This is a genomic window from Pseudomonas sp. KU43P (assembly GCF_033095865.1).
In the GTDB taxonomy this organism is placed as follows: domain Bacteria; phylum Pseudomonadota; class Gammaproteobacteria; order Pseudomonadales; family Pseudomonadaceae; genus Aquipseudomonas.
This window is the reverse complement of sequence record NZ_AP019365.1, coordinates 3,426,846-3,440,357: the sequence shown is the minus strand read 5'-3', so window position 1 is coordinate 3,440,357 and position 13,512 is coordinate 3,426,846. Positions and strand designations below refer to the sequence as shown.

General features: G+C 65.6%; 9 protein-coding genes and 1 pseudogene. 6 read left to right on the top strand and 4 right to left on the bottom strand.

Features of this window, described 5'->3' with window-relative positions; genetic code table 11:
• Positions 1-31: 31 nt before the first annotated feature.
• Positions 32-997 (bottom strand): annotated as a pseudogene (locus tag KU43P_RS27080) (HAMP domain-containing protein); the annotation flags it as partial.
• A 714-nt stretch (positions 998-1,711) separates the two neighbouring features.
• Here KU43P_RS27080 and KU43P_RS15520 point away from each other — a divergent pair.
• Entirely contained in the window at positions 1,712-3,031 is a 1,320-nt protein-coding gene (locus KU43P_RS15520) for a Na+/H+ antiporter family protein (protein WP_317658253.1), read from the top strand.
• 4 nt (positions 3,032-3,035) lie between these two features.
• Here KU43P_RS15520 and KU43P_RS15515 read toward each other — a convergent pair whose 3' ends face one another.
• From KU43P_RS15515 to KU43P_RS15505, 3 genes are all read right to left on the bottom strand, one after another.
• Positions 3,036-4,043: a FecR family protein gene (locus tag KU43P_RS15515; RefSeq protein WP_317658252.1), complete on the bottom strand. Its 1,008-nt coding sequence runs from the start codon at positions 4,041-4,043 to the stop codon at positions 3,036-3,038.
• Positions 4,044-4,276: 233 nt separating this feature from the next.
• Positions 4,277-6,046 (bottom strand): acyl-CoA dehydrogenase C-terminal domain-containing protein, encoded by a 1,770-nt coding sequence (locus KU43P_RS15510; RefSeq protein ID WP_317658251.1) that lies wholly within the window; start codon positions 6,044-6,046, stop codon positions 4,277-4,279.
• 128 nt (positions 6,047-6,174) lie between these two features.
• Positions 6,175-7,797, bottom strand: coding sequence for an acyl-CoA synthetase (locus KU43P_RS15505; RefSeq protein ID WP_317658250.1), 1,623 nt, complete (start codon positions 7,795-7,797; stop codon positions 6,175-6,177).
• A gap of 193 nt (positions 7,798-7,990) precedes the next feature.
• Between KU43P_RS15505 and KU43P_RS15500 the strand changes: the two genes are divergently transcribed.
• The 5 genes from KU43P_RS15500 (at position 7,991) to KU43P_RS15480 (ending at position 13,487) form a co-directional block, all read left to right on the top strand.
• Positions 7,991-9,397, top strand: a complete 1,407-nt coding sequence (locus KU43P_RS15500; RefSeq protein ID WP_317658249.1) for a sensor histidine kinase — start codon at positions 7,991-7,993, stop codon at positions 9,395-9,397.
• A gap of 12 nt (positions 9,398-9,409) precedes the next feature.
• Entirely contained in the window at positions 9,410-10,030 is a 621-nt protein-coding gene (locus tag KU43P_RS15495; RefSeq protein ID WP_317658248.1) for a response regulator transcription factor, read from the top strand.
• Positions 10,031-10,257: 227 nt separating this feature from the next.
• Positions 10,258-10,731: a MarR family winged helix-turn-helix transcriptional regulator gene (locus KU43P_RS15490; RefSeq protein WP_317658246.1), complete on the top strand. Its 474-nt coding sequence runs from the start codon at positions 10,258-10,260 to the stop codon at positions 10,729-10,731.
• Positions 10,732-10,761: 30 nt separating this feature from the next.
• A complete protein-coding gene (locus KU43P_RS15485) occupies positions 10,762-11,955 on the top strand; it encodes an HlyD family efflux transporter periplasmic adaptor subunit (RefSeq protein ID WP_317658245.1) in 1,194 nt (397 codons plus the stop codon).
• Positions 11,952-13,487 carry a DHA2 family efflux MFS transporter permease subunit gene (locus KU43P_RS15480; RefSeq protein WP_317658244.1) on the top strand — a complete coding sequence of 512 codons (1,536 nt, stop codon included), beginning with the start codon at positions 11,952-11,954 and terminating at the stop codon, positions 13,485-13,487. The genes KU43P_RS15485 and KU43P_RS15480 overlap by 4 nt, the downstream gene beginning before the upstream one ends.
• Positions 13,488-13,512: the final 25 nt, after the last annotated feature.

Here is a 13,512-nt window from a genome sequence, read left to right as displayed (position 1 = left end):
TGACCTCGGCGATGGTCGGCTGCAGCTTGTCCAGGAAGCGGTTGAACCAGCCGGCCAGCTCGCCCAGCTCGTCTCGCTTGTCGTAGTTCAGGCGGCGGGTCAGGTCGCCTTCCCCGCTGGCGATGTCCTTGAGCATGCTGGCCACACCGAGGATCGGCCGGGTCACGCCGCGGGCCATCAGCCACACCAGCAGCAGGCCGGCGATGGCGGCGGCCAGGCCCAGGCCCAGCTCCAGCAGGGTGCCGCTGGTGTTGAGGGTATCCAGTTCTTGCTTGAGTGCCTCGGCAGGGCCGGTCAGGGCACTTTCCGGCACATCCAGCAGCACGCCCCAGTGCTGGGCGCCGGGGATCGGCTGGAAGGCGGCGAGCACTTTCAGGCGTTGCTGGTCATGGTGAACGGTCAGCTTGCCGTCGGCCAGGGTGCGTACCAGTTCGGCGCCTTTGCCGGTGTCGACCTGGTCGAAGCGTTGGGCCAGCTTGCTGGCGTCGGCGCTGTAGCCGGCCAGCAGGCCCACGGGGCTCAGGATGCCGACGGTGGTCTGGCCCTGGTACAGGCTGCGGCTGGCGTCCTGGCTCAGGGCCTGGAGGCTGTTGAGGTTGATGTCGATGGACAGGGTGGCGATGATCTTGCCGTTGACCGCGAGCGGGAAGACGATGCTGGTCATCAGCACGCGCTGGCCGTCGATGTCATAGAAGTAGGGTTCCACCACGCAGACCTTGCCGCTGCTGCGCGGGCATTCCCACCAAGTGTTGGCGGGCTGGCCGCTGGGGCCGATCTGGGTGTTGGCCATGTCGTGCTCGGGCAGGGCCATGGCGGTGAGCTGGCCGGCGCGCGGCTGCGACCAGTACAAGGCGAAGCGGCCGGTTTCGTTGCTGCCAAGCTCCGGCTTGTCGGCGAACAGGCTGTCCTTGTTATCCAGGGCGTTGGGTTCGAACACCAGCGACAGGCCGAGCAGGTCGGGGTTGGCCTGCAGCGCGGCGCGCACCTGGCGGGTCATGTCCTCGCGCAGGTCGAAGGCGTCGAGGAAGCGCTTGTCGGCCTGTTCCCGCAGAAACAGCACTTGGCGGGCGAAGCCGGCGCCGTACTGGTAGGCGTCCATGAACTGGCGGCGGATGTTCAAAGCCTGCACTTCACCTTGCGACTCGATGCGCGCCTGCGCCGCTTCGCCGAGCATCTGCATGCTGCTGGCCTTGACCAAGTCCGAGCTGTGGTCCATTCGGTAGAGGGAGAGGCCGACGAGCAGGGTGACGATGCTGGCCAGGCACAGACCGGCGAGCAGGGTGATCTTCCACTGGATGGAAAGTTGTCGCAAAGGCATGGGGGCTGATCCCTTTTTTTGGCAGTAAGGGCTGGGGGATTTTTGGAGGGCTGGTTTGGGGGCAGGGGTTGTTATCGAGCATCCGCCGCGCGGGCCTCATCGCCGGCAAGCCGGCTCCCACAGGTTCGGCGCCGGTCTTGAGCGCTGCGCTGTACCTGTGGGAGCCGGCTTGACGGCGATGAGGCCCGCCCAGGCGCGCTCGAACCCCTCCAGATTCAAACCATGCCCCCCGCATCCCCCTCTATATCGTCGCCCTCGCATTTTTCTTTATTCAAGCGTTCAATTAAAATTCACCGCCCCGGGTAACACGCCGTACCATGGCGCTTTTGACATCCGCTCCCCACTGCTGCAGAGTGCGCGGTTTTTGTCTGTCGCCATGAGGTAAACCAAACGATGAATGCTGTGATTGCCGCTGTCGGCATCATGCTGATACTCAGCCTGTCACGGGTGCACGTGGTGATCGCCCTGATCATCGGTGCACTGGTCGGTGGCCTGGTCGGAGGGCTGGGGATCGAGGGGACGCTCAAGGCCTTCAATGGTGGCCTGGGCGGGGGCGCCACGGTGGCGTTGTCGTATGCCTTGCTCGGCGCCTTCGCCGTGGCCATCGCCAAGTCCGGCCTGGCCCATGCACTGGCCGACCGCGCCCTGAGCATGATCGACCGCCAGGGCCACGCCAACGGCGGCCGGGTCAAGTGGCTGCTGATCGGCTTGATGCTGGTGGTGGCGGTGTCGTCGCAGAACATCCTGCCCATCCACATCGCCTTCATCCCGCTGCTGGTGCCGCCGTTGCTGTACGTGCTGACCCGCTTGCGCATCGACCGCCGGATGATCGCCTGCGTCATCACCTTTGGCCTGATCACGCCGTACATGTTCCTGCCGGTGGGCTTCGGCAACATATTCCTCAACGAGATCCTGCTGGCCAATGTCGCCCGTGCTGGGGTCGATGTGAGCGGTGTCAACGTCACCCATGCCATGGCCATTCCGGCCGCAGGCATGCTGGCCGGCCTGCTGCTGGCGGTATTCGTTAGCTACCGCAAGAAGCGCGACTACGACCTGGCGCGCATCGAGCAGGTGGAGCAGGTGAGCGTCCAGTACAACCCGCTGACCCTGCTGGTGGCGGGGCTGGCGATCGCCTCGGCGTTCATCGTGCAGCTGTGGCTGGACTCGATGATCATCGGCGCCATGGTCGGTTTCCTGATCTTCTCGCTGTCGGGCATCGTGCGTTGGAAAGAAACCGACGATCTGTTCACCGAAGGCATGAAGATGATGGCCATGATCGGCTTCATCATGATCGCCGCATCGGGCTTCGCCGACGTGATGAAGGCCACTGGCGAGGTGAAGAGCCTGGTCGAAGCTTCAGCGCAGTGGATCGACCACAGCAAGGGCGTCGGTGCCTTGCTGATGCTGCTGGTGGGGTTGCTGGTGACCATGGGCATCGGTTCGTCGTTCTCGACGGTGCCGATCCTGGCGGCGATCTTCGTGCCACTGTGCGTGCAGTTGGGCTTCGATCCCGTGGCCACGGTATGCATCGTCGGTACCGCCGGTGCCTTGGGCGATGCGGGCTCGCCGGCATCGGACTCGACCCTGGGCCCTACCTCGGGGCTCAACGTCGACGGCCAGCACCACCATATCTGGGACACCGTGGTACCGACCTTCCTTCACTACAACTTACCCCTGCTGGCCTTCGGCTGGTTGGCGGCGATGACCTTGTAAGGCCTCAGCCCTTGTTGGGCGGTGGGGAAATGCTGTTGAGGACAGTACTGCCGTCCTTGCTGCGGGTCAGGTAGACCGGCAGCACCTTGGGCAGGTTGTCTACCAGGTGGCCGACCTCGCGGGTGTTATAGATGCCGCTGATGCGAATGTGCCCGGTGTTCTCGTCGGCCAGCAGCAGCGGCGCGTCGAGGTAGCGGTTGATGACCGGCAGGGCCTGTTCGAGGCTGAGGTTGTCGAGCACCAGCTTGCCGCTGCGCCAGGCCAGGCTGTGGCCATAGTCGTCGCTCTGGGCCAGCTGCGGCTCGAAGTCGCCGGTGCGGTAGCTGGCCTGCATGCCAGGGCCGAGGCGGTAGCCGCCGGTGCTGCCATTGCTGGTGACCAGCACCGAACCCTGCACCAGGGTGACCTTGACCTGATCCTGATACTTCCACACGTTGAACTGAGTACCGGTCACGCGCGTCTGGCCGTGCCCGGCGCGCACGATGAAGGGGTGTGCGCTGTCGTGCTGCACCTTGAAGAATGCCTCGCCGCGCTCGAGCGTGACCTGGCGCCGGTCCTTGTAATTGAAGAAGGTCAGCTCGCTGTTGAGGTTGAGCTCGACCGTGCTGCCGTCGCTCAACTCCACGGTCTGCATGCTGTCGCGGGTACTCAGGTGCTGGTAGTGGTTGGGTACCCACCCTTGCTCCCAGCCTACCCAGCCGGCCAGGGGCAATACCAGCAGCACGAGCGCTGCAGCCGACGCCAGCGGGCGCCAGTTGCGGCGCTGCACCAAGTGTTGTGCCGCAGGGTTGAAGTCTATGACCGTGGCGCTGCGTGGCAGCAGGTCGGCGGTGTCCCAGATCTCCAGCATCGCCTGATACTCCTCGGCGTGGCGTGGGTCGGCGGCCAACCAGCGGGCGAAGGCGTCGCGCTCGACCTGCGTGCAATCGTCGGCGTGCAGGCGCATGCACCAATGCGCGGCGGCGTCGGTAATGGCATCGTCTGGGCTGGGATTGAGGCGGTCTTGGTTCATTGCGGCTCCGGGTTTTGCGCATTCTACCCCTGTGGAGGGGCTTCCGAGAACCGAGGTAATGGCGAATGACTATCAGTTATGTAGGTTTTTCGTCGGTTTCGCAATGGAATTTTCGCGTTTGAGAACCTTTTGCGGTGGTTTGCAGGGCCCTATCGCCGGCAAGCCGGCTCCCACAGGGCTAGCACAATGGGGTACCTGTGGGAGCCGGCTTGCCGGCGATAGGGCCAGAGGCGTCAGAACTGCTCGGCCGCCATGCGATAGAGGCTCGCGCTCCCCGCACGAATACTTGCCTCCAGCCCCAGCCCGCGCGGCAACACCCGCTGGAAGTAGAACGCCGCGGCCGCCAGCTTGGCGCCATAGAACGCCGGTTCTTCATCGTGCCTGGCCTGAGCCACCGCCGCCATGCGCGCCCACATATAGGCGTAGGCGGTCAGGCCGAACAGGTGCAGGTACTCCACCGCCACGCTGCTCACCAGGTTGGCGTCCTCTTTCACTTGCCCGCTCAACCACTCGCTGGTGCTCACCAGGCGCACCAGGCTGGCCTGCAGAGCATCCCGATGCAGCGGCGCACTTACGCAGAAAGCGCGCACTTCGGCAGCAAAGCCTGCCAGAGCCTGCCCACCGTCGGCCAGCACCTTGCGCCCTAGCAGGTCGAGGGCCTGGATGCCGTTGGTGCCTTCGTAGATCTGTGCAATGCGCACATCACGCACGCGCTGCTCCTGGCCCCATTCGCGGATGTAGCCATGGCCGCCGAACACCTGTTGCCCAAGTACGCAGCTTTCCAGGCCGTTATCGGTGAAGAATGCCTTGGCCACCGGCGTGAGCAGGGCCACCTGGCGCTGGGCGTGTTCGCGCTCGCCGGCATCTTCGGCATAGCGCGCCAGGTCCAGTTGCTGGCCGACATAGGTGGCAAAGGCGCGGCCGCCTTCGGTGAGGGTGCGCATGGTCAGCAGCATGCGGCGCACGTCGCCGTGGTGGATGATCGGGTCGGCGGCCTTGTCCTGCGCCTGCGGGCCGGTTGCGGCGCGGCTTTGCAGGCGCTCGTTGGCGTAGCGGGCGGCGCTCTGGTACGAGGCCTCGGCGCAGCCGATGCCCTGGATGCCGATGGACAGGCGCTCGTAGTTCATCATGGTGAACATGGCCGCCAGGCCTTTGTTCGGCTCGCCCACCAGGTAACCGGTGGCGCCGTCGAAGTTCATCACGCAGGTGGCCGACGCCTTGATGCCCATCTTGTGTTCGATCGAGCCGCAGTGCGCGGCATTGCGTGGCCCGAGGCTGCCATCGGTGGCCACGAGGTACTTGGGCACCAGGAACAGCGAGATGCCTTTGGCGCCTGCGGGTGCGTTCGGCAGCTTGGCCAGCACCAGGTGGACGATGTTCTCGGTCAGGTCCTGCTCGCCGCCAGTGATGAAGATCTTGCTGCCGCTGATGCGGTAGCTGCCATCGGCCTGGGGTTCGGCGCGGGTCCGGATCAGGCCCAGGTCGGTGCCGGCGTGCGGTTCGGTCAGGCACATGGTGCCGGCCCAGCGGCCTTCGTACAGGGGCGGCAGGTAGGTGGCCTTGAGCGTTTCGCTGGCATGGGCGTCGATGGCCAGGCAACTGCCGGCGCTCAGCGCCGAATACAGGCTGAAGCTGCAGTCGGCGGCGTAGAGCATTTCCTCGAACAGCACGCCGAGCATTTTCGGCATGCCCATGCCGCCATACTCGGGGTTGCCGCCCAGGCCCACCCAGCCGCCTTCGCGGTAGGTGCGCCAGGCGTCGCGGAAGCCGTCCGGGGTGGTGACCTGGCCTGCGTCGAAGTGCACGCCTTGTTCGTCGCCGTTGCGGCTGAGCGGGGCGATGAGGTTGGCGGTGACCTTGGCGGCTTCTTCGAGGATGGCGTCGGCAGTTTCGGCATCGACGCGCTCGGCCAGGGCGGGCAGGCGGGCCCAGAGGGCTGGGCCCTGGAAGACGTCATGGAGAATGAAGCGCATGTCGCGCAGGGGGGCTGTGTAGTCGGTCATGGCGGGGCTCGGGCAAATGGATGGGGTGTCGGGGCGGGCCCTATCGCCGGCAAGCCGGCTCCCACAGGTACGCCACCAAGCCTGCACCCTGTGGGAGCCGGCTTGCCGGCGATAGGGCCACTACGGTTTCAGAGTGCCTTGGCGCGGTCGCGCAGCACGTATTTCTGGATCTTGCCGGTCGAGGTCTTGGGCAGCTCGCCGAACACCACGGTCTTCGGCACCTTGAACCCGGCCAGGTGTTCGCGGCACCAGCCAATGATGTCGCTCTCGCGGGTATCCTCGTGCCCCGGCTTGAGCGCAATGAAGGCGCACGGCGTCTCGCCCCATTTCTCGTCCGCCCGTGCGACCACGGCGGCCTCCAGCACTGCGCGGTGCTTGTAGAGGGCGTCCTCGACTTCGATGGTGGAGATGTTTTCGCCACCGGAAATGATGATGTCCTTGAGCCGGTCTTTGATCTCCACATACCCGTCGGCATGCCACACCGCCAGGTCACCGGTGTGGAACCAGCCGCCACGGAAGGCCTCGGCGGTGGCTTCGGGGTTTTTCAGGTAGCCCTTCATCACTGTGTTGCCGCGCATGAATATCTCGCCCAGGCTATTGCCATCGCGTGGCACTGGTTCGAGGGTTTGCGGGTCAGCCACCATCAGGCCGTCGAGGGTCGGGTAGCGCACGCCCTGGCGCGACTTGATCCGCGCCCGGTCCTCCAGGGGCAGGTCTTGCCATTCATCGTGCCAGGCACAGACGGTCACCGGCCCGTAGACCTCGGTCAGGCCGTAGGTGTGGGTGACGTGGATGCCCATTTCTTCCACGGCGCCGATCACTTTCGCCGGCGGTGCGGCGCCCGCGACCATGGCCTGCACCGGGTGCTCGATGGCAGCCTTGGCGGCCTCGGGCATGTTCACCAGCGCGTTGAGCACGATTGGCGCGCCACACAGGTGGGTGACCCGATGCTCGCGGATCAGGGTGAGGATCTTCTGCGGGTCGACCCGGCGCAGGAACACATGGGTGCCGGCCAGCGCGGTGATGGTCCAGGGGTAGCACCAGCCGTTGCAGTGGAACATCGGCAGGGTCCACAGGTACACCGGGCGGTGGCCCATGGCCCAGGTCATCTGGTTGCCGATGGCATTGAGGTAGGCGCCGCGGTGGTGGTAGACCACGCCCTTGGGGTTGCCGGTGGTGCCGGAGGTGTAGTTCAGCGAGATCGCCTGCCATTCGTCTTCGGGCCATTCCCAGGTGAAGTCCGGGTCGCCTTCGGCAAGCAGCGCTTCATAGTCCAGGTCGCTGACGGCGCGGCCTTCTCCGTACTCGGGGTCGTCCACATCGACCACCAGCGGCGGGTGTTCGAGCAAGGCCAGGGCCGCTTCGATGACGCCGTGGAATTCGCGGTCGGTGATCAGCACCTTGGCTTCGCCGTGCTGCAGCATGAAGGCGATGGCTTCGGCATCCAGGCGCACGTTGAGGGTGTTGAGCACCGCGCCGATCATCGGCACGCCGAAGTGCGCTTCGAGCATCGCGGGGATGTTCGGTAGCATCACCGCCACCGTGTCGCCGCGGCCGACGCCACGCCCGGCCAGGGCGCTGGCCAGGCGCCGGCAGCGCTGGTAAGTCTCGCGCCAGTTGCGGCGGATGGCACCGTGGATGACCGCCGGGTAGTTGCCGTATACGGCAGCGGTGCGCTCGATGAAACTCAGTGGGGTCAGGGCGACGTGGTTGACGGCAGCGGGCATCAGGCCCTGGGAGAAGATCGACATGCGGTAATCCTGTTGGGGAGGCAGACGCAGCCTGTGCGCCTGGCCCCCGGTGGCTGATTGTTAGCTCTGATCAGGGTGTGGGCAGCGCGCCGAATGGCCGCTTGCCCCTGTCGCAGTTTTACGCGAGACGCTATGGTAGATGGAATATCGACTATAGCAATATAGTAAAACTACTATAACAAGAGCCTTTGTCGTGGAAACCACCACTGCCGCCTTGCTTGCCAAGGACCCCCAACCCAGCCTGTTGCTGGCGGCCGATGCCGCCGCGCTGGCGCTCAACCCCGCTTTTCAGGCGTTGATCCAGGGCGGCCCGCCGCTGGCCGACTGGCTGCCGAACAATTGCCCGGCACTGGTGCGCGCCTGTCTGCGCCAGCATCGTGCGATCGCCGAGGTGGAGGCCCAGGTAGGCGAACGTATCCTGCTGTGGACGTTCATCCCCGATGATCAGGGCCAACAGGTGCTTGCTCGCTGCCGCGAGGCCAGCGCCGAACGCCTGGCCGCACGGGAGGCCAACCGCGCCCGGCGCCTGTACCGCCTGATCATCGAGAACACCACCGACCTGATTTCCCGGCACAGCCCCGACGGCCGCTTCCTCGATGCCTCGCCGGCCGCGTACCGCCTGCTCGGCCTGTGGCCCGAGCAATTGCGCGGTATGCCGGTGATGGCCTTGCTGCACCCGCGCGAGCGCCGCCAGGCCCTGCGCCAGGCAGCCGCTGCGCTGGATCAAGACGGCTACCACACCATGACCTGCCGGGTACGCCACGCCGCCGGTGGCTACCGCTGGTTCGAGATCGCCACACGGGCAATCCGCGAAACCTACACCGGCGCGGTGGTGGAGGTGGTCGCCGTGTCACGCGATATCACCCTGCGCATCGAGGCTCAGGAGAGCCTCGCCCACAGCGCCCGGCTGGTCACCTTGGGCGAGCTGGCATCGGGCATTGCCCACGAGATCAACCAGCCGCTGGCGGCGGTGGTCAATTACGCCAATGCCAGCCAGCGTTACTTGCAAGGGTTGGACCGCGACCCGCAGGCGCGCGAGCGGGTGGGCCAGGGCCTGCAACGCATCAGCGAGCAGGCTACCCACGCCGCCGAGGTGATCCGCCGCCTGCGTGCCTTCCTGCGCAAGGGGCCGAGGCGCCTGGAAGCGGTCGACCTGGCCGACGTGGCGGCTGAAGCCATGCGCCTGTGCGCCTGGGAAGCGGCGCGTGATCAGGTGAGTATCGAATTGCGCATCGGTGGGCAGATGCCCGCCGTGTTTGCCGACCGCGTTTTGCTCGAACAGGTGCTGCTCAACCTGCTGCGCAACGCCATCGAGGCCAACCGCGAGCAGCAGGGTCAACAGCCGTCGCGTATCCTGCTGGGCGCCGTGCGCGACGGCGACGGGGTGCTGGTCGAGGTGGCAGACCAGGGGCCGGGTGTGGCGCAGGAACGCCTGGAGGCGATCTTCACGCCGTTCAACACCAGCAAGGCTGACGGGCTTGGGCTGGGCTTGAGCATGAGCCGCAGCCTGATCGAGGGTTTTGGTGGCAGCTTGTGGGCGCGCGCGGGTGAGTTCGGCGGGCTGGTCGTGTGCTGCCGCCTGGCGGTGAGCAGGGGATAAGGAGAGGGCAGAGTGCAAGCGAAGGTTTATGTGGTCGATGACGACCAGGGCATGCGTGATTCGACCGTGTGGCTGCTCGAATCGGTGGGCCTGCAGGCGTTGCCGTTCGACAGTGGCCAGGCGTTTCTCGATGCCTGCGCAGACGATGGGCCGGCGTGTGTGCTGCTGGATGTGCGCATGCCGGGCCTGGGTGGACTGGCGGTGCAGCAGACGATGCGCGAGCGCGGGCTGGCCATTCCGGTGATTTTCGTCAGCGGCCATGCCGATGTGCCGATCGTGGTGCGGGCGTTCAAGGCGGGGGCCTGCGATTTCATCGAGAAGCCCTACAACGATCAGTTGCTGCTCGACAGTGTGCAAGCGGCGCTGGAGCGGGCAGGGAAGGCACGCAAGGGGGAGCAGGCGTTGGCGCAAGTGCAGGCGCGGATCGATGGCCTGACCCCGCGTGAGTGGGATGTGTTCGTGCCGTTGGCGCAGGGGTTGAACAATCGGGAGATCGCCGAGCGGCTAGGGGTCAGTGTGAAGACCGTGGATTTGTATCGGGGGCGGGTGATGAAGCGGTTGCAGGCGGGGAGTTTGGCGGAACTGGTGGGGATGGCGATTGCCTGTGGCGCGATCGAGGCGCTGAAACCTTAAAGGTTGACCCAGCGCTCCCCCTGTGGGAGCCGGCTTGCCGGCGATGAGGCCAGTGCAGACAAAGAACCTGGCAGCTGTCGCCTTGAGGGCCCTATCGCCGGCAAGCCGGCTCCCACAGGCATCGTGATAGGCCAATCCATGAAATTTTACATAGCCCCCTAATCAAAGCTTTGACATTCACTGCCTAGGCAGTAATATTTTTAAACAATTGCCCGAGCTCACTGCCGATGTCCCATTTCACCCCGGAAAACTTCCAGACCTGCGCCATCGGCATGTTGCTGGGCCGTGCGGCGATCCTCAAGGACCGCATTCTCGACTGGCACCTCGAATCAGAGGGCGTCACCGCCGCGCAGTTCAAGGTGCTGATCATCGTCACCCAGTACCAAGTGGATACCCCGGCCGAACTGTGCCGCTACCTGGGGCTGGACAGCGGTTCGATGACCCGCATGCTCGACCGCCTCGAGCACAAGGGCCTGATCCTGCGCAACCGCTGCGCCGATGACCGCCGCCAGGTGCGCCTGGCACTGACCGCCGATGGCCAGCGCCTGGCCGACCGGTTGCCAGAGATCGGCGCGGCGGCGATGAACGAACTGGTCGGCGTGCTGCAGCCCGACGAGTTGAAGACCCTCGAAGGCCTGCTGGCAAAGGTCCTGCTCGGTGCCGGCGACCCCCTGACGACGCGCCGCTTCGGCGATCGTTGAACCCCGTTACGCTTTCCCAAGGTATTACCCATGGCCACTCCCACTGACACCACTACTCCCCCCGAAGCGCAGCAACCGTCGCGCAAGCGCAAGGTCTGGCTGCTCGGCCTGCTGTTGCTGGTGCTGCTCGTTGGCGCCGGCACCTGGGCCTGGTACAGCCTGGTCGGGCGCTGGCACGAGAGCACCGACGACGCCTACGTCAACGGCAACGTGGTGGAGATCACTCCGCTGGTGACCGGCACCGTCACCAGCATCGGCGCCGACGACGGTGACCTGGTGCACGCCGGCCAGGTGCTGCTGCAGTTCGACCCGGCCGACAGCCAAGTCGCGCTGCAATCGGCCGAAGCCAAGCTGGCCCGTACCGTGCGCCAGGTGCGTGGGCTGTACAGCAACGTCGATTCGCTCAAGGCTCAACTTCAGACGCGTCAGGCCGAACTGCAGAAGGCCCAGCAGAACTACAACCGGCGCAAGGTGCTGGCCGACAGCGGCGCGATCGCCGCCGAGGAAATCTCCCATTCCCGCGATGACCTGACCGTGGCCCAGGCCGCCGTCAACAGCGCCCGCCAGCAACTGAACACCAGCAGCGCGCTGGTCGACGACACCGTGGTGTCGTCACACCCCGAGGTCATGGCGGCCGCCGCCGACCTGCGCCAGGCGTACCTCGATCACGCCCGCACCACACTGGTGGCGCCGGTCACCGGCTACGTGGCCAAGCGCACCGTGCAGCTGGGCCAGCGCCTGCAGCCGGGTACCGCGACCATGGCGGTGATCCCGCTCGACGAGGTGTGGATCGATGCCAATTTCAAGGAAACCCAGCTGCGCAACATGCGCATCGGCCAGCCGGTGGACATCAGCGCCGACCTGTACGGCAGCGAGGTGAAGTACAGCGGCACGGTCGACAGCCTGGGCGCCGGCACCGGCAGCGCATTCGCCCTGCTGCCGGCACAGAACGCCACTGGCAACTGGATCAAGATCGTCCAGCGTGTGCCCGTGCGCATCCACCTGAGCCCCGACCAGCTCAAGGACCACCCGCTGCGCATCGGCCTGTCCACCGTGGTCGAGGTCGACCTGCACGACCAGAGCGGCCCGGCCTTGGCCCAGCAGCCGCCACAGCAGGCCAGCTACACCACCCAGGTGTATGACCGCCAGCTGGGCGAGGCCGACCAACTGATTGCCCGGCTGATCCACGAGAACAGCGCCACCGGCAAGATGGCCCAGCGATGAGCAACAACGCCCCGGCCCAGTTCACGCCGCCGAGCTTGCTACTGACCACTATCGGCCTGTCGCTGGCGACCTTCATGCAGGTGCTCGACACCACCATCGCCAACGTGGCGCTGCCGACCATTTCCGGCAACCTGGGGGTGAGCTACGAGCAGGGGACCTGGGTCATCACATCGTTCGCGGTGAGCAACGCCATCGCCTTGCCGCTGACCGGCTGGCTCAGCCGCCGCTTCGGTGAGGTGAAGCTGTTCATCTGGGCAACGCTGCTGTTCGTGCTGGCCTCCTTTCTGTGTGGTATCGCTCAGTCGATGCCGGAACTGGTGGGCTTTCGCGTGCTCCAGGGGGTGGTGGCCGGGCCGCTCTACCCAATGACCCAGACCCTGCTGATCGCCGTCTACCCGCCGGCCAAGCGGGGCATGGCGCTGGCCTTGCTGGCGATGGTCACGGTGGTGGCGCCGATAGCCGGGCCGATTCTCGGTGGCTGGATCACCGACAGCTACAGCTGGCCGTGGATCTTCTTCATCAACGTGCCCATCGGCCTGTTCGCCGCCGCCGTGGTGCGCCAGCAGATGCGCACCCGGCCAGTGGTCACCAGCCGACAGCCGATGGACTACATCGGCCTGCTGACTCTGATCGTCGGCGTCGGCGCGTTGCAGGTGGTGCTCGACAAGGGCAATGACCTGGATTGGTTCGAGTCCTCGTTCATCATCGTCGGCAGCCTGATCTCGGTGGTGTTCCTGGCCATCTTCATCATCTGGGAGCTCACCGACCGCCACCCGGTGGTCAACTTGCGGTTGTTCGTGCACCGCAATTTCCGTATCGGTACCTTGGTGCTGGTGGGCGGTTACGCGGGGTTCTTCGGCATCAACCTGATCCTGCCGCAGTGGCTGCAGACGCAGATGGGCTACACCGCGACCTGGGCGGGGCTGGCTGTGGCACCGATCGGCCTGCTGCCGGTGATCATGTCGCCGTTCGTGGGCAAGTACGCGCACCGCTTCGACTTGCGGGTGCTGGCGGGGCTGGCATTCCTGGCGATTGGCGGCAGCTGCTACATGCGCGCCGGCTTTACCAGCGAGGTGGACTTCCAGCACATTGCCCTGGTGCAGTTGTTCATGGGCATTGGCGTGGCGCTGTTCTTCATGCCGACCTTGAGCATCCTGCTGTCGGACCTGCCGCCGCATCAGATTGCCGACGGTTCGGGCCTGGCGACCTTCCTGCGAACCTTGGGTGGCAGTTTTGCCGCGTCGCTCACCACCTGGATCTGGATTCGCCGGGCCGACCAGCACCATGCCTACCTGAGCGAGCACATCAGCGAGTTCGAACCGGCCACGCGGCATACGCTGGAGCATCTGGGCGGCGCCAGCCCGCAGAGCTATGCGCAACTGGAGCAAATGCTCAATGGCCAGGCCTACATGATGTCGACGGTGGATTACTTCACCTTGATGACCTGGGTGTTTGCCGGGTTGATCTTGCTGGTGTGGCTGGCCAAGCCACCGTTTACCGCCAAGGCGGGGCCGGCGTCGGCGGGGCATTGAGGGTTCGCCCCACCTCCCAAACCAG

What these genes read in the sequence shown, in the direction of transcription:
- KU43P_RS15520 (WP_317658253.1), top strand. Translation starts at nt 1,712, where the DNA reads ATGAATGCTGTGATTGCCGCTGTCGGCATCATGCTGATACTCAGCCTG.
- KU43P_RS15515 (WP_317658252.1), bottom strand. Translation starts at nt 4,043, where the DNA reads ATGAACCAAGACCGCCTCAATCCCAGCCCAGACGATGCCATTACCGAC.
- KU43P_RS15510 (WP_317658251.1), bottom strand. Translation starts at nt 6,046, where the DNA reads ATGACCGACTACACAGCCCCCCTGCGCGACATGCGCTTCATTCTCCAT.
- KU43P_RS15505 (WP_317658250.1), bottom strand. Translation starts at nt 7,797, where the DNA reads ATGTCGATCTTCTCCCAGGGCCTGATGCCCGCTGCCGTCAACCACGTC.
- KU43P_RS15490 (WP_317658246.1), top strand. Translation starts at nt 10,258, where the DNA reads ATGTCCCATTTCACCCCGGAAAACTTCCAGACCTGCGCCATCGGCATG.
- KU43P_RS15485 (WP_317658245.1), top strand. Translation starts at nt 10,762, where the DNA reads ATGGCCACTCCCACTGACACCACTACTCCCCCCGAAGCGCAGCAACCG.
- KU43P_RS15480 (WP_317658244.1), top strand. Translation starts at nt 11,952, where the DNA reads ATGAGCAACAACGCCCCGGCCCAGTTCACGCCGCCGAGCTTGCTACTG.